Here is a 19,023-nt window from a genome sequence, read left to right as displayed (position 1 = left end):
GAGAGAACGAACGTGACGGAAGCTGCGGAGCCCGCCTCACCCACCGATACCCGGCTGCGCGACCTGCGACCGACGGACGCCCCCGTCCAGATCCTGGGACGCGTCGTGACGGTGGAGCGTCGCGAGTACACCAACACCGCCGACGGTCGGCGTCGCACGTTCCTCTCGGGCCTGTTGAGCGACGGGACGGCGACCGTCCGGTTCACGTGGTGGGAACCTCCGGCCGAGGGCGTCGACCGTGGAACGGTCCTGCGCGCCGTGAACGCTCAGGTCCGCGAGTTTCGGGGACGGCCCGAGGTCTCGTTCGGCTACCGCACGCGCGTCGCGCCGGCGAGCGAGCTCGAGCTCCCGCCGGTCGACGGCGACGACATTCCTCTGCGCAAGATCCGCGAGCTGGGAGCCTCCGATGAGGGATTCCGCATCGAGGGCCGAGTGGTGCGCATCTCCCCGCGCACGGTCACCGTCGGAACCGAGCAGCGGGCGATCTACGAAGGTCTCCTCGCCGACCGGAGCGGCTCGATCGCCTTCACCTCGTGGAGCGACTTCGCTCTCCAGGCCGGCCAGACGGTGCGCATCGCGGGAGGATACGTGCGCATGTTCCGCAACCGCCCGCAACTCAATCTCGATGAGCGCTCGGTCGTGGCCCGTATCGAGGGCGCGGATCTGCCCCAGCCGGCGGAGGTGCTCTCGACCCCACCCCGCCCCATCGCCGAGATCGAGGAAGCGGGCGGAGGAGAGTCGATCGCGCTCGAGGGCGTGATCCTCGGGCTCCTTCCCCCGAGCGGCCTCGTCTATCGATGCCCCACCTGCAAGCGCGCCGTCGCCGGAGGGATATGTCCCACGCACGGAGCCGTCCAGGGCGTCGCCGATCTGCGAGGACGGTTCGTCGTCGATGACGGCTCGGGCTCGGCCACCGTGAACGCCGCCCGGGAGGGGACCGAGATGCTCTGGGGCGTCTCGCTCGAAGGGGCCCTCGCCCGCCTGCGCGACGCGCCGGACCCGACGCTCCTCGAGGAGCAGCTCTTCGAGGCGACCTTTGGCACTCATGTCCGCGTTCGGGGCCGGGCTTCCAAGGACGACTTCGGCCTGACCGTGTACCCCGAATCGATCGAGCGCGTGACCATCGAGGTCCCGACGCGCGCGCGCGAGCTCGCGGCTCGGCTGGGGAGTTAGACGATGGCGTTGCGCGAGACCGCCTGGCGGGAAACGGTCGCGGAGATCCTGGCCGCGCTCCAAGAGGAGCGCGGCACCGGGGAGCGAGCGGCCACGTACCTGCTTTCCCCGTACGGGTCGCGGATGAGCCGAGTGCTCATCGCGGGGACCCTGAGCCCGCCGGAGTCGATCGGCCGGGATCCCGCCCAGCCGTTCTGGCGCTCCCGCCTCACCGACCCCACCGGTACGGTGGCCGTGACGGCGGGCGGCTTCCAGCCGCGGGCCATGGCGCAGCTGCGCGCGATCACGACGCCCCAGCCGGCCTTGGTCGCCGGGAAGGTCCATCTCTACCGCGGGAACGACGGAACGGGATACGTTTCGATTCGGGCGGAAGCCCTACGCCCGCTGGACGAGGGTCAGCTGCGGGTCGCGCTTCTCGATGAGCTGAGCCAGAGCCTCGATCGACTCGAGCTCGTAGAACGGCTCCTGAAGGAGCCGATGGTCCCCGATGCGAACCTGCGAGCGGAAGGGATCGGCGCCGCGGGGCTGCGGGCGGCCCGGGAGGCGATCCGGCGGTACCCCGCCATCGACCGCTCCGCCTTCCGGACGACCCTGAAGCTGTTGCTCCCTGCGATCGAGGGCCGCGCCCCGTCCCCCTCGGCCGCGCCCGGTATCCCGGCGACCGTTCGGGTGACACGGGTGGAGGCCCCAGCCCACCGGCGCCGAGAAGCCCCGAGCGCGTCCGAACGCGCGAACGAGTCGGCGTTCCTCGATGTGATGGACGAGCTCGCGGATGGGTCGATGGACGGATATGCGGACTACCGCGAGCTGCGTCAGCGCCTGGCGGAGCGGGGCCTCTCCGAGGAGGCCGCGGAGACCATCCTCGCCCGCCTGCAGGACGACGGCGTGGTCGAGGAGCCGATCATGGGCCGCCTTCGCCGCGCTTCCGCCCTCACGGACGGCTGACCCAAGCCGCCCGCCGATTGGATACATTTATACCACCTCGACACTCGGCGGCGGGGGGATGAAGACCACCTGTCTCTCCGATCACGTGACGAGACCAGCGACGAACTGACCCCCACCTTCCAACGGAACTAGAACTCAATGGCCCACAAGTACTCGTATTGGCCCCTCGCGGTCTTCATGGCCATCGTCATCGTGGCCGCCAGCGGAGCCGGGGCCTACCTCTACTACCACTCCAAGCTCTCCCCGACGAAACCGCTCCTTTCGGTCGAACTGGGCGACAACGTGACCGTGAACTACGTCGGCTACTTCGGAAGCGGTCCCCAGGCCGGTGCGATCTTCGACACGTCGCTCTGGAGCGTCGCGAACAACTCGAACCTGAAGAAATCTCTCGAATTCGCCAATCGAGGATCGCAAGCGGCCTACACGCCGCTCGGCGTCCATGTCGGGCCCACCGCTCCATCCGGCGGCTACGTGGTCCACAACACCACCTTCAACACGGTCATCACCGGGTTCTGGAAGGGCATGCTCGGGATGACCGGGAACGTCAGCAAATGGATCTCGATCCCGCCGTCGCTCGGCTACGGCAACGGGCAGGCCGGGTGCTACCAGAGCAGCCCGCTCGTCTACACGATTCCCGCCACGAACCTCATCGCGCTGTCCACCTTCCATACGCAATATCCCAACGCGACCGCCGCGACGGGGGCCCAGTTCGCTGACCCGCAGTACGGTTGGACCGACTTCGTCCTCAGCGCGAACGCGAGCTGGGTCGTCGTCCAGTACCATCCCACTCTCGGTCAGCTCGCCTCGCCGTACGGGTACCCCGAGCAGGTGACGAACATCTCGACCGCAAGCGGCGGCGCGGGCACGATCACTCTCACGAGCCTGCTCGCCCCCAGCCAGGCGGGACTCGTCCTGGGCAAGCTGCCGAGTTCGGCGAGCACGGTCTGCAGCGCGAACAAGTTCATCGTCAGTTCGATCAGCCCCGCTACGAACACCCAGGTCTGGAACTTCAACGCCGAAGTGATGGGGCAGACCCTCGTCTTCGTGGTCACGGTCCTGAACATCTATCCCGGCCCGAGCCACACGGGCGGGTCCTCCGGAAGCGGCGGGTACTGACCGCGCCCGCCCGAGGCGCTCGGAGCGAGCCTCGCTTAGCGGAGCGTGACCCGACCGTGCTTCTTCAGCTGCTCGAGGGTCGATTCTGCCACGCGGGCTCGAACCTCTTCCGGCCCGGCTCCGCGCCGCTGGGGGGCGAACCGACGCGCGGCGTCGCGCGCCTCCTCCCGGCGCTGGCGTGACTTATCCACCAGCTGCACGGCCTCACGGTCGAGGGTCGCGAACTCCCGGTTCACCGAATCGAGCTTCTCCATGATCTGGCGGCGCAACAGACCCTTCGCTCGCATCTGCGCAACGACCGAGCCCTGGGCGACGAGATTGGAACGGACCTCATCGAGCTTCGCGTCCCGGTCGCCCTTCAGGCGAACGGTCTCCGAGCCGAGGCGGCTGACCTCGCCCCGCGCTTCCCGCATCGCGGTCTCCGCCTCCTTCAAGCGTTTCTCGTGTTCGGCGAGCACCGCGGCGTGCGCTTCGAGCTCTTTGAGGAACTGGCTGCGCTCGCGCATCCGTGCGATGAGCGCGTTCTCCTCCTTGACGGGGAACGCGTGGGTCTGCTGGCGCAGCTCGAGCTCGGCGATCTCCTTGCGGACCTGCTCGGGCCGCGCGCGCTCGCTCGCGGGGATCTCCGAGCGGATCTCCCGAGTGCGGGCGGTGAGCTCGTCGAGCTTCGCGCGGGCCGCGTTGCGTGCATCGCGCAGTCGGGCGATCTCCCGGCCCATCTGGCGGTGTTCCTCGTAGCGTTGCTCGGCGGCGGCCTGCGGACCGTGCTGGGAATCGTAGAGGGCCTTCTGCTCGGCCGCGAGCTCGCGGACCTGGTCGACCAGGTCCTGACGGCGCTGGTGGAGGATGCGCAGCTTGCCGTCGATCGCCTCGAGGCGATCGCGGCCCTCCCGCTCCTCCTGCTCCGCCTCTTCGGAGAGGAACGCCGTCCGTCCGCGCATGGCCCCACGACCAACGGAGGGTCTCAAATAGACTACCCCCGCACCCCGCGGTCCGCTTAGGATAGGAAGAGCCAGAGGAGGTTGGCGATGGCCAACGCGGCGAAGGTGTACGGCAGTGCGCGTTTGAGATAGGTGGGCCAGGTGATCGTCACGCCCGCTCGGCGCGCGGCCGAGAGCGCGACGATGTTGGAGGCGGACCCGATCGGGGTGCCGCTCCCGCCGATGCCGAGTCCCAAGACCGAGGCAAACACGAGGGGCTTTGCGGAGAGCCCCGTGTCGGTGGAAAGCCGGGCGATCAGCGGCCCGGCCACCGCGGCCATGGGAACGCTGTCGATGAACGCCGACGCAAGGGCGAGCGCCCAGAGCAGGATCGAACCCATCACGAGGAGGTTTCGGGTCCCGATCGACGCGAGCCCATCCGCGATCGCGCTCACGGCGCCGGTGCCTACGAGCGCCCCGACGAGGATGAAGAGCCCGAGCAGGAACAGCACGATCTCCCCATCGAATGAGCGGATCACCCGGGTCGTGTAGACGGGGAACGATAGCGCCAGCGCCACGAGCCCGCCGAGCACGCCGATCAGCCAGACGGGTATCCCGAGGGCCCCGGGTACCGATAGGAACACCAACAGGACCGCGAACGCCCCGACCGCCGCGGCCAATCGAAGGGGCGGATGCTCCGCACGGAAGGGTACGGCGGAGGCGGGAGCTTCCCGCGGGGTTCGGTCGACCCTTCGCGAGAATAGGTACAGAGTTACGGCGAGTGCGGCGAGCGCCGGCAGGGCCGCATACTGCAGGAAGTCGATGAACGTGTAGCCGAAGTACTCGCCGAGGATCAGATTCGGAGGATTCCCGACGAGCGACATCGTCCCCCCGATGTTCGCCGCCGCGATTTCGGCGAGCAACAGCGGGATCGGGTTCTGCCCGAAGCGCCGGACGATCTCCAGGGTCACGGCGGCGAGCAGGCTCATCACCGCGACCGCGTTGACGAACGCGCTCAGGACCGCCGTGAGAAGCACCAGGGATGCGTAGAGGGCGAGTGGGCGGTCGGCCGTCCGACGTGCGATCGCGTGGGCCGCCGCGCGGAACAGCCCGAGGGCGCCGAGGAGGCCGGCGAAGAGGAGAACCCCGACGATCAAGCCGAGCGTGTTCCAATCAACCGCGCCGGCGTTCCCCCCGGGGCCCGACGGCACGAGCGATGGCAGCGGGACCCAGCCCACGGCGATGACCGCGACGGCCCCGCCCAGCACGAACGCGGCGCGGTAGCGCTCCCATCGAGCGACGAGCAGGAGCGCGATCGCGAAGACCGCGATGGCTCCCCACGCCCCCGGCTCGACCATCTACCTCCGCCCGAGCCTCCGCGAGGGTTCAGGTCTTAGGAGTCCGGGCGGAAGTGGGCGGTTCCGTGTCTCCGGCGCGGGGCCGCTCGGGGCGGAGGCGAGTGAGCAGATGCGCGGCGAAGAGAGCGGCCGGCACGGCCGCGTCGATGTTGACCACGGCGAGCGGCGCGCACGATTGCAGCATCGAGGAGAGCGCGCCCTCCCCGGCGCCGCCCCGGCCGTAGCCGACCGAGACGGGGACCCCGACAACGGGGGCGCGGACCAGGCCCGCGACGACCGTGGCGAGGGCTCCCTCTCGTCCCGCGAACACGAGGTAGCACCGAGGGCGATGGCGCTCCAGCTTCCTCACGGCGCGCAGGAGGCGGTGCAGCCCCGCCACTCCGACGTCGTAGGCCGTCACGGTCCGGATCCCGAGTTCGTTGAGTACCGCCCGGGCTTCTTCGGCGATGACCACGTCGCTCGTCCCCGCGGTGACGAGCGCGATCGGTCCCCGTGCGTAGTGAACATGCAGCGGTCCGAGGAGCCGGAGCACCCGTCCGCCCGCGAGCTCCCGGACGGGAAGCCCCGTCGCCCGTTCCGCCCGGAGACGTCGCAGCTGAGCGGGGGTGGGGCGGGAGACGATAGCGCCTTCCCCCTTTCGGTGAAGCGCACGAAGGATGCCGACCAGATGCTCGGCGCTCTTGCCCTCCGCGAGCACTATCTCGGGGACCCCGGTGCGTCGCGTCCGCGCGCGATCGAGGCGAGCGTATCCGCCGACCGTGAGCTCGGTCGGTGAGCTTTTCCGGGGCTCCGTACGTCGGGTCACGACTTCCACGACCCAAGTTGTGATATATCGGGTGCTAGTAGTCGCGCCCGGCGGCCCCCCATGCCGGACTTCTCACTCACTCCGGAACAGGAAAGCCTCCGGGACCTCGCCCGGAAGTTCGCGCGGACCGAGATGGCGCCGCATGCCGCGGAGTGCGACAAGGCCGGACGCTTCCCCGAGGAGATCTATCGCAGGGGCTGGGAGCTTGGACTGATGAACCTGAACGTGCCGACCGAGTACGGCGGCAGCGGCCTCTCGGTCATGGACCAATGCCTGATCGTCGAGGAGCTCGCCCAGGGCTGCGGGGGCATGACGACCTCGATCATCGCCAACTGCCTCGCGCTCGAACCGATCATCCTCGGCGGGACGGCGGAGCAGCGGGCGCAATGGCTCACGCCGTTCTGCGCGGAGTACCATCTCGCGTCCTTCTGCCTGACCGAGCCCGGCGGCGGCAGCGATGCCGGTGCGCTGAAGACGCGTGCGCGAAAGGAGGGGGATCACTACGTCCTCGACGGGGAGAAGTGCTTCATCACCAACGCCCCCCACGCCTCGCTGTACACGGTCTTCGCGACGATCGATCCGCAGCTCGGCCACAAAGGGATCACCGCGTTCATCGTTCCCCGCGACACTCGCGGGGTCGCTCCCGGAAAGGACGAGGACAAGATGGGCCACCGCGCGAGCTCTACCAGCACGGTCCACTTCGAGGGGGTTCGAGTGCCCGTCGCGAACCGGCTCGGCGCCGAGGGCGAAGGGTTCTCGATCGCGATGCGCACGCTCGACCAGACCCGGACGCCGATCGGCGCGCTCGCGACCGGGATCGGCCAGGCGGCGCTCGACCACGCCGCAAAGTACGCGCTCGGTCGCCGTTCGTTCGGCAAGCCGATCGCCGAGCACCAAGCGATCCAGATCAAGCTCGCCAACATGGTCCAGTCCATTCGCGCCGCGCGGCTCCTCACCTGGCAGGCCGCCGTGACGATCGACCGGGGAGAGCGGGGATCGCTCGAGTCGGCGATCGCGAAGTGCTTCGCCTCCGACGCCGCGATGCGCGTCGCCGACGACGCAATCCAGATCTTCGGCGGCTACGGCTACATGAAGGAGTATCCGGTCGAGAAGCTCCTGCGCGACGCGAAGCTCACCCAGATCTATGAGGGCGCGAACGAGATCCAGCGGATCGTCATCTCGAAAGAGTTGCTGCGAGCGTACGCGTAGGCCCGGGGTAGCCGATGGAGATCGCCGTTCTGATCAAGCCGGTACCGGAGGCGGAGACCCGCCTGCGCGCCCGAGCCGACGGGACCCAGCTCGACGCCGAGGGCGTCAAGTTCGTGCTCGCCGGCTACGACGAGTCCGCGATCGAGCAGGCGCTCCTCCTCCGCGAGGCGACGCCCGGCTCGAAGGTACGGGCGCTCGCGTTCGGTCCGGCGCCCCGCACTGAGGAGGTCCTGCGCGCCGCCCTCGCCCTCGGGGTCGATGAGGCGACCTGGGTCGAATCGCCGGCGGAAGGGGCGGACGATCCCGGGATCGTGGCCCGCGCGCTCGCCTTCGCGCTCGCCCGGGTCCCGCACGAGCTCCTCTTGGGAGGCAAGCAGGCGGGCGATGACGAGGAAGGTCTCGTGACGGCCGCCATCGCCGAGTCCCTAGGTATCGTGGACTTCGGCACCGTCGTCAACCTTCGCGTCGACTCGGCGACCGGGTCTCTCACGTTCCAGCGCGCGACCGAGGAGGGCGTCGAGAGCTGGACCGCTCCCCTCCCGTGCGCCATCGCGCTCCAGCAGGCGTGGAACGATCCGCGGACCGCGAAACTGCCGAACATCCTCAAATCCCGGAAGATGCCGATCGCGAAGATCCCCTGGGCCGAGGTCTCGGCCGCGCTCGGAGAGGCGGCCCGACCCCGCTCGGTGGCGGAACGGTTCGAGCTCCCGCCGGCCCGCACCGGCGCGAAGATGATCGAGTACAAGTCCCCGGAAGAGGCGGCGGAGACGCTCGTCCGCATCCTGCGCGAGGAGGCGAAGGTCTTCCCATGACGCCCTCCATCCTCGTCGTCGGCGAGCGGCTTTCCGGCCATCTCACCTCCGCGACGCGGGAGGCGGTCGGGGTTGCGCTCGGGCTCGCGGGCCCCGAAGGCTCCGTGGTCGGATTCCTCGCGGGCAGTTCGCTGGCCCTCTCGGTGACGGAGTTCGGGGAGCTCGGAGTGACGCGCATCCGGACCCGGGAGGACCCGCGCCTCGACGCGGCGGGGGCCGGGGCGATCGCGGTGAGCGTCGTTGCATCGGCAGAGGCGGTCTCCGCGTCCGTCATCGTGACCGGCGGAACGGAATTCGGTCGGGACCTGACGGGCCGCCTGGCCGTTCGATGGAACGCGGCGGCGGCGAACGGCGTGACGGAAGCGACGTGGGCCGATGCGAGCGCGCTCCGCGTACGCCGACCGGTCTACGGGGGCCGAGCCACCGAGACCCGTCGCCTTACCGGGCCGCGCATCGCGATCGCGATCCGTCCCCATGCGTTCGCCGAGCCCACCGCAGGCGCGGCAACGGCCACCACCGAGCCGGACTCCGGCCCGGAGATTCCCGACCCCCTACTGGCAGCGCGACGGAGCGAGGTTGCCGCGGCCGGTTCGTCGGCCGGGCCCGCGCTCTCCGACGCCTCCATCGTGGTCTCGGGTGGCCGCGGGGTTCGGGACGCGAACGGCTTCCGCCTCGTCGAGGAGCTGGCGGCTTCGCTCGGAGCGGCCGTCGGAGCTTCCCGCGCCGTCACCGACGCGGGATGGCGGCCGAGTTCCTTCCAGGTCGGCCAGACGGGCAAGGCCGTCTCTCCGCAGCTCTACATCGCGGTGGGGATCTCCGGAGCGATCCAGCACATTGTGGGCATGGTGAGCTCCCGAGTGATCGTCGCCATCAACAACGACTCCACCGCCCCGATCTTCCGCGTGGCCGACTACGGCATCGTCGGGGACTTGTTCCAGATCGTCCCTGCGCTCACGAAGGAGATCCGACGCGTCCGGGGTCTCCCGGCGAATTGAGGGGCTCGCCGTTCACCGGCGTAGAGGAAACCCTGGCACCTCCCATTCACGTGGCGCAGCCGGGTGGTCTCCACATCGTAGCCGAGGCGCTAGAGTGTGGTGTCGAACACCCGCTTCCCGAGCGGGATCCACACCTAACCGTCGGGGAGAACTCGGCAGCCGAACGCGCAAAGCATGAGCTGTCCGCTCCTCGTCCGTCCTACTTCGCCTCCGGCGTGGAGGAGCTTCGGATCGCTCCGAACGTCTCGACGTGCAGGGAGCCGGTGGTCGAGATCGGACCGGCCTCGGGTCTTGAGGCACGCTCCGGCGCCTTTCAGAAGTATCGAGCGAGGTCGAGCGTGTCGCGCGCGAGGTCCATTCGGGAGTCGCCGGAGGCGGCGCGCGCCGCGCGAAGGAGCTCGCGGAGGTGGCGTTTCGGCTCCCCGGACTCCGATAGCATCGCATGGAACATCTCGATCGCGAGCTTCGGATGGACCCCGTAGAAGCGGGAGTTCCACTTCACGCGGTCCATCTTCTCGAACTCCCGGAAGTCGTGCAGGATCCCCGTCGCTTCGAGTCGCCGGTCGTACTCCGATAGCCGAGAGGCCGATGCGTCGCCCGCCGACCTGGCCGCGAGCGCCGTTTCGGCGGCCTCGAGCCCGCTTCGGATCGCGTAGTTCATGCCCTGGATGACGATCCCGTTGGAGAACACGAATCCCGCCGCGTCCCCCGTGACCATCCAGCCCTCGCCGGAGAATGCCGCGGGCCGGCTCGCCCAGCCGGAGCTGATGAGCTTCGCTCCGTACTCCACGAGCTCGGCGTCCTTCAAGCGGGCGGCGATCGTTGGATGCATCCGGAACCGCTCGATCAGCTCGTGGGAGGGCGTAGGCTGTCCGTACATGGATCCGATGTTCACGATCAGGCCGATCGACAACGTGTCGGCGTTGGTGTAGAGGAACCCGCCCCCCATGACGCCGGGAGGGAGCATGCCGGCGACCCACTCCTCCGCGTGCCCTTCGCCCGGTCCGAGCTGGAAGCGCTCCTCGATCCGCTCGGCGGGGAGCCGATATGTTTCCTTGATGCCGAGCTCGGTGGCGCTCCACTCCAGGCGCTTCGCCGGCCGGATCGGGGTCCCGAGCGTGACGCGAGAGTTCGCCCCGTCGGCCACGATCGTGATCGGGGCGGTCATCGGTTCCCCGCCCTGGAGCACCCCGCGGGCCCGCGTGCCCTCCCACAGAAGGCCGTCGACGGGGACCCCAGTGACCACGGTCGCCCCGGCCTCCTCTGCCTTCTTCGCGAGCCAGGCATCCGTTCGCGCCCGCAACACGGTGTGCGCGGCGAACGGCGCTCGCTTCCAGCGCTCGTCGTCGAAGTCGACCGAGAGCGCTCCATCCTCGGTCAGGAAACCGAATCGCTTGCGCACGATGTGCCGCTCGAGCGGCATCTGCGCGGTCCAATCCGGGAGGATCCGGTCGAGATCGCGCCCCCAGAGAACGCCGCCCGAGAGGTTCTTCGCTCCCGCCTCGGGGGCCCGTTCAAGGAGGAGGACCCGCGCTCCGCCCTGCGCGAGGCGGATCGCGGCGGGGCTGCCGGCCATCCCGGCGCCGACCACGATCACGTCGAAGTCGTCCGCCATCGGTCCGCTGCGCGGACGGGTCGCGACATGATAAGTCTTCGACCGGGGCCCGCGTCCGTTCGCGCTTATATTTCGGCGGCGGTCGAGGCGCTCCGATGGACGTCACGGACTGCCATGTCCACATCAACCCCATCTGGGAGATGCGCCCGGACGCGCTCCAGCTCATCGGGCACATCGATCCCCAGGTCGCGCGGCTGGTCCACGAACCGCGCCTCTTCCTCGACATGCTCGACCGCTCCGGGGTCGAGCGGGCGGTGCTGGTCAACTACGTCGCACCGGAAGTGATCGGATACACCGAGAAGGCGAACGCGTTCGTCAGTGAGTACGCCCGAGCCGACCCGGATCGGCTCATCGCGGTCGGAGGGATCTCGCCCGATCACCCCAAACCGGCGGAGGAGATCCGCCACCTCGTCGATGCGCTCGGCATCCGGGCGTTGAAGCTCCACCCCCCGCACCAGCTCTTCCGTCCCAACGATTACGCGGAGGGCCGACACCCGGGCCTCTCGGAGATCTACGCCGCGTGCGCCCGGCACACGCTCCCCGTGATATTCCACACGGGCACGTCGATCTTTCCCCGCGCCCGGAGTCGCTTCGGGGACCCGCTCCTCCTGGAGGACGTGGCCCTGGACTATCCCGAGCTGACGATCGTGCTGGCCCATGGGGGCCGTCCGTTCTGGACGGAAGAGGCCGTCTACCTCGCTCGGCGGTTCCCCAACGTGTGGCTCGAGATCTCCGGCGTCCCTCCGACGAGGCTGCTCGAGTACTTTCCCATCCTGCCCCGCATCTCGGACAAGGTTCTCTTCGGCAGCGACTGGCCGGGGCCCGGGGTCAAAGGGATCGGCGAGAACCTCGAGCAGTTCCGCGCCCTGGGGCTGCCGGAGGACGCGCAGCGGCGCATCCTCGAGGAGAATCCCCGCCGCGTGTTCCGTCCCCGCTAGCGTCGGGTACGGCGGACCGAGGCGCTCGCGAACGTGGCGGCCCCGAACCGCCCCTCGTCCAAGACCTGGACGCGATCGGGAGCGAAGCGGAAGAAGGCGAGCGTTCTCAATCCGTCCGCGAGGAGCCGGTCCTGCGGGGTCCGCCCGCGCAGGTACTGCGCGTAGCGGGGGAACCGGCGCGCGTAGACCCGGCTCGCGGTCTTCGCCGCCGCGCCCGAGACCCGATGCGCCTTTCCGAACAGCTGCGCGCCCCGGTCGTTGCCGCCCCAGCGCTGCGTCGAGCGAAAGATCGTCAGGGCCATGGACGGGTTCCGGAGGAGGTTCTGGGCGTGCGTGGACGCCGGATCCGAGATGAAGTAGAATTCGAGATCGGGCGTGTAGGCGACGAACGCGGTGTTGATGTGCGCCCGGTGTCCGGGGGCGACGGTCGAGATCGAGGCGATCGCGGTCTCCGATAGGATGTGCGCGAGGCTCGCCCGTACGGCGCTCTCCGCGAACGCGCGAGACTCGAGACGGACGACCACGTTCCCCCCATCGGCCCCGGCACTAAAGGCTTCGGTCCGCCGATCCGCGCTCCCCGGAGAGCGGACGTGAGGACTTACATACCCACCCCGTCTCGTTAGGGCGTGACCGATCCCTCCAAGCCGGACGCTTCCGACGAAGCTCCGGCTCCCTCGGAACCCGAAGCGGCTCCCGCCACCGTCGAGCTCGTCGAAAGCGGCGAAGACGTCGGCCGACTCCCGCTGCCTCGGAAGAGCCGGGGCGAATCCTTCGGCATCGCGAGCCGACTGCTCGGAGCCGCGCGGATCCAGGTCATGTGCGACGACTCGATCTCGCGGATGGGTCGCATCACGGGGAAGATGAAGAAGAAGATGTGGATCCGAGAGGGCGATCTCCTCGTCGTGCGCCCGTGGGGATTCCAGGAAGGAAAGGCCGACATCATCTTCCGCTACAGCCGCACCCAGGCGCAGTACCTCTCGCGCCGCAAGCTCCTGCCCGCCTCGATGGATCTGTTCGGCGCGCCGGATGCACCTCCCTCCGACTCGGTCCCGCCCACGGCCACCTGAACCAGGATGACGGCCCCGGCCGCCCCCCGCATCGATTCGCTCGAGATGGCGGTCGCCGAGGAGAACGCGGTCGCCCTCGGGGTCCCCATCGACGCCCTGATGGAGAACGCGGGACGCGCGGTCGCCGAAGAGGCGGCGCGTCGACTCTCCGCCCCGCCCTCCCGGGTCGGGATCCTCGTAGGGATGGGCAACAACGGAGGAGATGCCATGGCCGCGGGCTACTACCTCTCCCAGTGGGGCTACCAAGCCGAGGCCTGGCTTGTTCGGCCCGCGACGGAGATCCGCTCGCGCGCATCCCGACGGTGCTTCGAGCGAATCGAACGCCGCGGCATGATCCATCTGCGGCTTCCGCGGCCGGAAGAGCTCGCGAACCTGACGATGCTGATCGACGGGCTGCTCGGTACCGGGCAGACCGGACCGTTGCGTCCGCCGTACCGGGAGGCGGTGGCGCAGGCGAAGGCGAGTGGTGTGCCGATCCTCTCGATCGACGTGCCCACGGGGATCTCGAGCCCGGACGGCCTGCGCCCCCGCTGGACCGTAGCCCTCACCGCCCTCAAGGAGAGCATGGTCCCGGAGAACTCCGGAGAGATCATCGTCCGCGACATCGGCATCCCGGCGGACGCCTGGCTGCGCACGGGGCCCGGCGAGTTCTATTTCTTGCCGAGGAGCCGGGGGGCCGTTCAGGAGGCCGGCCGCTCGGCCCGCGTCATCGTGATCGGTGGAGGGCCGTACGCCGGGGCTCCCGCGCTCGCCGGCCTCGCGGCGCTGCGCTCGGGCGCGGAGCGCGCCACGGTGCTCACCCCGGGAAGCGCGGCGCTTGCGGTGCAGTCGTTCAGCCCGAACCTGGTCGTCCGCGCCTTCGGGACCGATCACTTCCGACCCGCGGACGTTCCGGCGATCCTGGAGTTCATCCGCACCGCGCCCCCCCGGGCCATCGTGATGGGGATGGGCGCGGGCCGAGATCCCGAGACCGTCGCCGCCCTCGCCGCGGTGCTCGAGCACCTGCGAGCGACGACGCCGTTCGTGGTGGACGCGGACGCCCTCGGTGCCCTGCCTTCTCCCAAGGCCGGGACCATCGGCGAGCCCGGCCCGGGCCTGATCGCCACCCCGAATGCCGGCGAGTACCGCCGATACTTCAGCGGTCCGAGCGACGCGGCGCTCTCGGAGCGCATCGAGCACGCCCGGCGCGCGGCGCTTGATCGGCGCATCGTGCTCCTGGTGAAGGGCGACCCCGACATTCTCACCGATGGAGACCGGACGTTCCAGAACTACCACCATCATCCCGCCGCCACGGTCAGCGGCGTCGGGGACGTTCTGGGAGGCGTCCTGGGAAGCCTGCTCGCCCAGGGGGTCTCCCCGCTGCACGCCACCCGGCTCGCGAGCTACTGGGTGGGCGAGGCCGGCATTCGCGCGGCGGCTCGGGAAGGCCTCGGGCTCGTCGCCACGGACGTCATCGAGGAGGTCCCCCACGCGCTCGTCGGGGGGCTCTCCCGCATCGAGCGCGCGGCTTGAGCGCGCCGCTCAGGCATACCGGACCCGGCCCCGGATCTCTTTCGCTCGCGTGCGGACCGCGGTCTGGCCGTTCGGATTCCCGATCGCGTATCCTTCGTGGAATGCGCGGGTGAGTGCCTCGCTCTCCGGGCTCAGCGCTCGCAGGTCCTCTTCCACGAGGTGGAGATCGATGCCGAGTTCCTCGACCCCCGGGCTCCGCGTACCCATCGATAGATCGAGCAGCGCCGGCAGGGCTTCCGGGCCGTCCGGGTAGAGCACGTTGGAGCTCGTCAGGTCTCCGTGGGAGATCCCGCCGGCGTGCAGCTTGCCGAGCGCCATCCCCAAGGACCGGACGGCCCCGCGCACGAGCGTCGGCGCGAGGTTTGGATCTTCTAGGATCGACTTCAAGGTCGGTCCGGGAAGTTCCTCGAGAACGAGCCGGTGGTGGAGCACGTCCACGTCATAGACGATGGGCGTGCGCACTCCCGCGCGACGAGCGTCGAGGAGCAGCCGGGCCTCCGTCCGGGTTCTCTCGCGCCGCAGGCGCTCATCCAGCGCTTTGGGCCGATACCCCTTGGCCTCACGATCCTTCACGATCGCCGGGAATCCCCACCAATCGACCGCGCGCAGGGTCGCCTCCGCTCCCCGGTGGACCACTCGGCCCGCCGCGGGAGAGCTGTCGTCCGTCTTCGGCTTGCCCACGTCCGCTTCTCCGTTCGTCCGAGTCCCGCGGCCGGTGTTCGACGGCGGGCGGAACGCGAGGTCCACGTCGGAGGCCTACTATAGCGTGGCCCCGCGGGTGGGTGCGATGGTCGACCGTGCGACGGCGCGCGCCGTCGCGCGGAGCAGGAGGATGCGTTATTTGGCAACCGGACCTCGACCGGAGGAGGTCGGAAGATGGCAGCCACGGGCCTAGTCGGGAAGAAGAGCGAGGAAGACGGGGTCGAGCTGTTGATTCTCAAGCACCCGCCGGTCAACGCCCTGAGCACGTCGCTCCTGAGCGAGCTCGACGCACAGATCCGGGAACTCGCCGCAAACGCGAACGCGCGCGCCCTGATCCTGACGGGGGACGGCCAGTTCTTCAGTGCGGGTGCCGACCTGAAAGAGATGGCGACGCTCGGTCTCGACCGGGCGGTGGAGATCGTCCGTAAGGGCCACGACCTCTTCGGCCGCATCGCGGGGCTCCGCGTGCCCGTGATCGCCGCGATCAACGGTCTGGCGCTCGGAGGCGGCCTCGAGCTCGCACTCGCCTGCGATCTCCGGGTCGCGGGAGAGTCCGCGAAGCTCGGGGCTCCCGAGGTCAACTTCGGTCTCATGCCCGCGTACGGGGGCACGCAGCGCCTCTCCCGTCTCCTGGGATCGGCGAAGTCCAAGGAGCTCATTTTCACCGGAACGATGATCTCGGCCGCCGAGGCGCTCCGACTGGGGTTGGTGAACAAGGTCGTTCCGGCGGGGCAGGAGCTGCGCGCCGCCCGCGACCTCGCGCACACCATCGCCCAGAAGGCACCGAAGGCCGTTCAGGCCTCGAAGCGCGCGATCAACGAAGGACGAGAGCGTTCGCTCTCCGAGGGGATCGAGCTCGAGACGAAGCTGTTCGAGACCGAGGTGCTGCCGAGCGAGGACCTCGGAGAGGGGATTGCCGCCTTCGTTGAACATCGACCGCCGAAGTTCCGGGGAGCCTAGCGATGCCGTTCGAGTTCTCGTTCACCGCCGACCAGGAGGCGTTCCGCACGGCCGTCCGCTCCTTCCTTGAGCGCGAGGTCGCCCCGATCCTGGTCGAGATGGACGAGAAGGAGGAGTTCCCGCGCGCGACGGTCCGCCGAATGCAGGAGGAGGGGTTCTTCGGGGTCCCGATCCCCGAGGAGTACGGCGGCCTCGGTCTCGGCAAGGTCGGATACTGCATCCTGCTCGAAGAGATGGGCCGGGTCGACGCGTCCCACGGCACCATCCTCGGGGCCCACACGTCGCTCGGCACGACCCCGCTTCTGTACTACGGGACGGAAGCCCAGAAGAAGCGCTGGCTCGTGCCCGCCGCGAAAGGGGAGAAGCTGCTCGCCTTCGCCCTCACCGAGCCCGGATCCGGCTCGGACTCCGGCGCCGTCCACACGATCGCGGAGGCGGCGGGAGATCGCTGGCGCATCACGGGAACGAAGCTCTACTGCACGAACGGCCGGGAGGCCGACACCATCATCGTGATGGCCGCGAACAACGCGAAGCTCGGCCCGAACGGCGGAGTGAGCGCCTTCCTCGTGGACACGAACTCGCCGGGGTTCCGAGTGGGGCGATGCGAGAAGAAAATGGGCCTGCACGGCACCTCCACCGCGGAGCTCATCCTCGATCACGTCGAGGTCGGCCCCGAGAACGTCCTCGGGGAGGTCGGCAAGGGATTCCACGTGGCGATGACCGCCCTCGACGTCGGCCGGGTCTCGCTCGGGGCCGCCTCGCTGGGCGGCATGCAGGCGGCCACGACCCAGGCGATGGAGTTCGCCAAGAACCGGACCCAGTTCGGACTGCCCATCAGCGAGTACGAGGTCATCCAGTTCAAGCTCGCCGACATGGCGATGCACATCCACGCGCTCCGCTACATGGTCTACCACGCCGCCGCGCGCCAGGACCGCCTCGGGACGAACCCGAAGGCGTGGAGCCACCTCGAGCGATTGGAGAAGACGCGCGAGGCGGCGATCGTCAAGTGCCTCGCGTCGGAGTGGGCCGCGGACGTGATCGACGAGGCGCTCCAGATCCACGGGGGCTTGGGGTACATCCGCGGCACGCCGATCGAGCGCGCCTACCGGGATGCGCGCATCAGCGAGATCTTCGAGGGGACGAACGAGATCCAGCGGCTCGTGATCTCGCGCGATCTCATGGGCCGGGGCTTGTAGCCGTCGCTTTCGCGATCGCTTCCGCGTGCAGGACACGCCGGAGCACCTTCTGGATCCCGCTGCGGGGAAGCTCCGAGCGGAACTCGATCGAGCGGGGCGCCTTGTAGTGCGCGAGCCGCTCGCGGACGAAGTCGATCAGCTCCGGCGCCGTAGCGCTCGCACCGGGCTTGAGGACCACGTAGGCGCGGACCACCTCCCCATGCTCGGCATCGGGGACCCCGACCACGGCGACGTCCGCGACCGCCGCGTGTTGGAAGAGGATTTCTTCGACCTCCCGCGGGTAGACCTTGAATCCACCGACGTTGATCATGTCCTTCTTGCGATCGACGATGTAGGCCCAGCCGTCCGCGTCGATCCGCGCGACGTCCCCCGTGTGGAGCCAGCCGTCGACGAGCGCGGCGCTCGTGTCGGCGGCGCTGTGGAAGTAGCCCGCCATCACCTGCGGGCCGCGCACGCACAGTTCGCCCACCTCACCGGGGGCCACATCGTTCTTCCCGGTCTCGAGATCCACGATCCGCTGATCGGTGTCGGGAAGGGGCAGACCGATCGAGCCGGCTCTCCGCGCGCCCTCCACGGGATTCGCGTGGGTCGCCGGCGACGCCTCGCTGAGGCCGTACCCCTCGATGAGCCGGGCCCCTGTCAGCGCTTCGAAGCGGCGCATGACCTCGACCGGGAGCGGGGCCGAGCCGCTCATGCAGAACTTGATCGAGTGCAGGTGGAACTTGCCGATGTCGGGGAACCGGATCAGGCCCATGTACAGCGCGGGGACCCCGGGAAGTTGAGTCGGCTGATACCGGTCGATGAGCTTGAGCGCCTCGGGGATGTCCGGCCGTGTCTGGATGAGCACCGCGTCCCCATCGACCAGACCGAGGAGGAGCGCCACGGTCAGTCCGTAGATGTGGAAGAACGGGATCGAGGCGAGGATCGTTTCGTGGCCGGAGTCGCGGAGGGTGTTCCACGTGTTCAGTTGGGTGATGTTCGCCAGGAGGTTGCGATGTGTGAGCATCGCCGCCTTGGCGAGCCCGGTGGTGCCTCCGGTGTATTGGAACACCGCCACGGTCGTCGCCGGATCGCAGACGTGATCGTCGATCGTTCCCGGGGTCCGGACGACCTTGCCCCAAAGGCGGATCTCCGGCCCGTGGGGAACCCTCGTGTCGCGTCCCTGGCGGCGGAGGACCATGTTCACGAACGGGCGAGTCCGGGCCGGATAGAATTCGCGCAGGCGAGCCACGTACACTACCGGCGCGAAGAAGGCGCCCCGGATCCGTTCCAAGTTCGGGTAGAGGATCTCGAGCGTGACGACCGCCTTCGGCTGGGAGTCCTTCAGCAGCGCGACGAGATCGTCCCCGAAGTACAGCGCGCTGACCTGGACGACGATCGCCCCGGCCCGGAGCACCCCCAGGAACGCGATCGGATAGGCTGGGCAGTTCGGAAGGTACAGCGCAACGCGATCTCCGGGACGGACCCCCTCCCGCCGAAGGCTCGCAGCGAACCGGGCGCTCTCCTGGTCGAGCTGCCGGTACGTCCATCTCCGACCGTAGTAGATCAGGGCCGTGTGGTCCGGAAGATTGCGCATGGACTCGCCGATCACGGCCTGCAGCGTCCCCGGCGGGATCGGGACATGGGCCGGAACCTTCGGCGGGTACTGGCCCAGCCAGGGTCGCGCGGGATCCGTGGAAGGGGGTGCGCTCACCGATCGA

General features: G+C 69.3%; 18 protein-coding genes. 11 read left to right on the top strand and 7 right to left on the bottom strand.

The features are described 5' to 3' along the window. Nucleotides 1–12 precede the first annotated feature (12 nt). The 3 genes from VMV28_01560 to VMV28_01550 all read left to right on the top strand — a co-directional run bounded on the left by VMV28_01560 (nt 13) and on the right by VMV28_01550 (nt 3,234). Entirely contained in the window at nt 13–1,173 is a 1,161-nt protein-coding gene (locus VMV28_01560) for a hypothetical protein (GenBank protein ID HUZ79297.1), read from the top strand. Between the two features lie 3 nt (nt 1,174–1,176). Next, the gene (locus tag VMV28_01555) at nt 1,177–2,118 is read left to right on the top strand and encodes a hypothetical protein (protein HUZ79296.1); all 942 of its coding nucleotides are present in this window, start codon (nt 1,177–1,179) and stop codon (nt 2,116–2,118) included. Nucleotides 2,119–2,256: 138 nt separating this feature from the next. Next, the gene (locus VMV28_01550; protein HUZ79295.1) at nt 2,257–3,234 is read left to right on the top strand and encodes a hypothetical protein; all 978 of its coding nucleotides are present in this window, start codon (nt 2,257–2,259) and stop codon (nt 3,232–3,234) included. A 35-nt stretch (nt 3,235–3,269) separates the two neighbouring features. Here the strand turns inward: VMV28_01550 and VMV28_01545 are convergent, their stop codons facing one another. The 3 genes from VMV28_01545 to larB are packed head-to-tail and all read right to left on the bottom strand — an operon-like array spanning nt 3,270 to nt 6,317. Then, nucleotides 3,270–4,175, bottom strand: a complete 906-nt coding sequence (locus VMV28_01545) for a hypothetical protein (protein HUZ79294.1) — start codon at nt 4,173–4,175, stop codon at nt 3,270–3,272. A 56-nt stretch (nt 4,176–4,231) separates the two neighbouring features. Further along, on the bottom strand, nt 4,232–5,512 hold the full coding sequence (locus VMV28_01540; GenBank protein HUZ79293.1) for an SLC13 family permease: 1,281 nt from the start codon (nt 5,510–5,512) through the stop codon (nt 4,232–4,234). A 28-nt stretch (nt 5,513–5,540) separates the two neighbouring features. Next, nucleotides 5,541–6,317, bottom strand: coding sequence for a nickel pincer cofactor biosynthesis protein LarB (gene larB / locus VMV28_01535; protein HUZ79292.1), 777 nt, complete (start codon nt 6,315–6,317; stop codon nt 5,541–5,543). A 60-nt stretch (nt 6,318–6,377) separates the two neighbouring features. Between larB and VMV28_01530 the strand changes: the two genes are divergently transcribed. The 3 genes from VMV28_01530 to VMV28_01520 are packed head-to-tail and all read left to right on the top strand — an operon-like array spanning nt 6,378 to nt 9,333. Beyond that, nucleotides 6,378–7,526, top strand: coding sequence for an acyl-CoA dehydrogenase family protein (locus VMV28_01530; GenBank protein ID HUZ79291.1), 1,149 nt, complete (start codon nt 6,378–6,380; stop codon nt 7,524–7,526). A gap of 14 nt (nt 7,527–7,540) precedes the next feature. Continuing rightward, nucleotides 7,541–8,338: an electron transfer flavoprotein subunit beta/FixA family protein gene (locus tag VMV28_01525; protein ID HUZ79290.1), complete on the top strand. Its 798-nt coding sequence runs from the start codon at nt 7,541–7,543 to the stop codon at nt 8,336–8,338. Beyond that, nucleotides 8,335–9,333: an electron transfer flavoprotein subunit alpha/FixB family protein gene (locus VMV28_01520; GenBank protein HUZ79289.1), complete on the top strand. Its 999-nt coding sequence runs from the start codon at nt 8,335–8,337 to the stop codon at nt 9,331–9,333. Before VMV28_01525 ends, VMV28_01520 begins: the two co-directional genes overlap by 4 nt. Nucleotides 9,334–9,646: 313 nt before the next feature. Here the strand turns inward: VMV28_01520 and VMV28_01515 are convergent, their stop codons facing one another. Then, on the bottom strand, nt 9,647–10,948 hold the full coding sequence (locus VMV28_01515) for an FAD-dependent oxidoreductase (GenBank protein ID HUZ79288.1): 1,302 nt from the start codon (nt 10,946–10,948) through the stop codon (nt 9,647–9,649). A gap of 95 nt (nt 10,949–11,043) precedes the next feature. Between VMV28_01515 and VMV28_01510 the strand changes: the two genes are divergently transcribed. Continuing rightward, nucleotides 11,044–11,886 carry an amidohydrolase family protein gene (locus VMV28_01510; protein ID HUZ79287.1) on the top strand — a complete coding sequence of 281 codons (843 nt, stop codon included), beginning with the start codon at nt 11,044–11,046 and terminating at the stop codon, nt 11,884–11,886. Here the strand turns inward: VMV28_01510 and VMV28_01505 are convergent. Continuing rightward, the gene (locus VMV28_01505) at nt 11,883–12,410 is read right to left on the bottom strand and encodes a pyridoxamine 5'-phosphate oxidase family protein (protein ID HUZ79286.1); all 528 of its coding nucleotides are present in this window, start codon (nt 12,408–12,410) and stop codon (nt 11,883–11,885) included. The genes VMV28_01510 and VMV28_01505 overlap by 4 nt on opposite strands. Before the next feature lie 102 nt (nt 12,411–12,512). Here VMV28_01505 and eif1A point away from each other — a divergent pair, with 102 nt between their 5' ends. Together eif1A and VMV28_01495 are read left to right on the top strand one after the other, a co-directional pair. After that, nucleotides 12,513–12,953 carry a translation initiation factor eIF-1A gene (gene eif1A, locus VMV28_01500; GenBank protein HUZ79285.1) on the top strand — a complete coding sequence of 147 codons (441 nt, stop codon included), beginning with the start codon at nt 12,513–12,515 and terminating at the stop codon, nt 12,951–12,953. 6 nt (nt 12,954–12,959) lie between these two features. Continuing rightward, a complete protein-coding gene (locus VMV28_01495; protein ID HUZ79284.1) occupies nt 12,960–14,465 on the top strand; it encodes an NAD(P)H-hydrate dehydratase in 1,506 nt (501 codons plus the stop codon). A gap of 9 nt (nt 14,466–14,474) precedes the next feature. Here the strand turns inward: VMV28_01495 and VMV28_01490 are convergent, their stop codons facing one another. Further along, the gene (locus VMV28_01490) at nt 14,475–15,212 is read right to left on the bottom strand and encodes a KEOPS complex kinase/ATPase Bud32 (protein ID HUZ79283.1); all 738 of its coding nucleotides are present in this window, start codon (nt 15,210–15,212) and stop codon (nt 14,475–14,477) included. Nucleotides 15,213–15,341: 129 nt separating this feature from the next. On the opposite strand from VMV28_01490, the gene VMV28_01485 reads away from it, so the two are divergent. Further along, nucleotides 15,342–16,127 (top strand): enoyl-CoA hydratase-related protein, encoded by a 786-nt coding sequence (locus tag VMV28_01485; GenBank protein ID HUZ79282.1) that lies wholly within the window; start codon nt 15,342–15,344, stop codon nt 16,125–16,127. Nucleotides 16,128–16,129: 2 nt separating this feature from the next. Then, nucleotides 16,130–17,323 (top strand): acyl-CoA dehydrogenase family protein, encoded by a 1,194-nt coding sequence (locus VMV28_01480; protein HUZ79281.1) that lies wholly within the window; start codon nt 16,130–16,132, stop codon nt 17,321–17,323. Here VMV28_01480 and VMV28_01475 read toward each other — a convergent pair. Further along, nucleotides 17,304–19,016 (bottom strand): long-chain fatty acid--CoA ligase, encoded by a 1,713-nt coding sequence (locus VMV28_01475; GenBank protein HUZ79280.1) that lies wholly within the window; start codon nt 19,014–19,016, stop codon nt 17,304–17,306. The genes VMV28_01480 and VMV28_01475 overlap by 20 nt on opposite strands. Nucleotides 19,017–19,023 lie beyond the last annotated feature (7 nt).

The organism is Thermoplasmata archaeon (assembly GCA_035532555.1).
Lineage (GTDB): Archaea > Thermoplasmatota > Thermoplasmata > Lutacidiplasmatales > UBA184 > Lutacidiplasma.
This window is presented reverse-complemented; position numbering and strand designations above follow the sequence as displayed.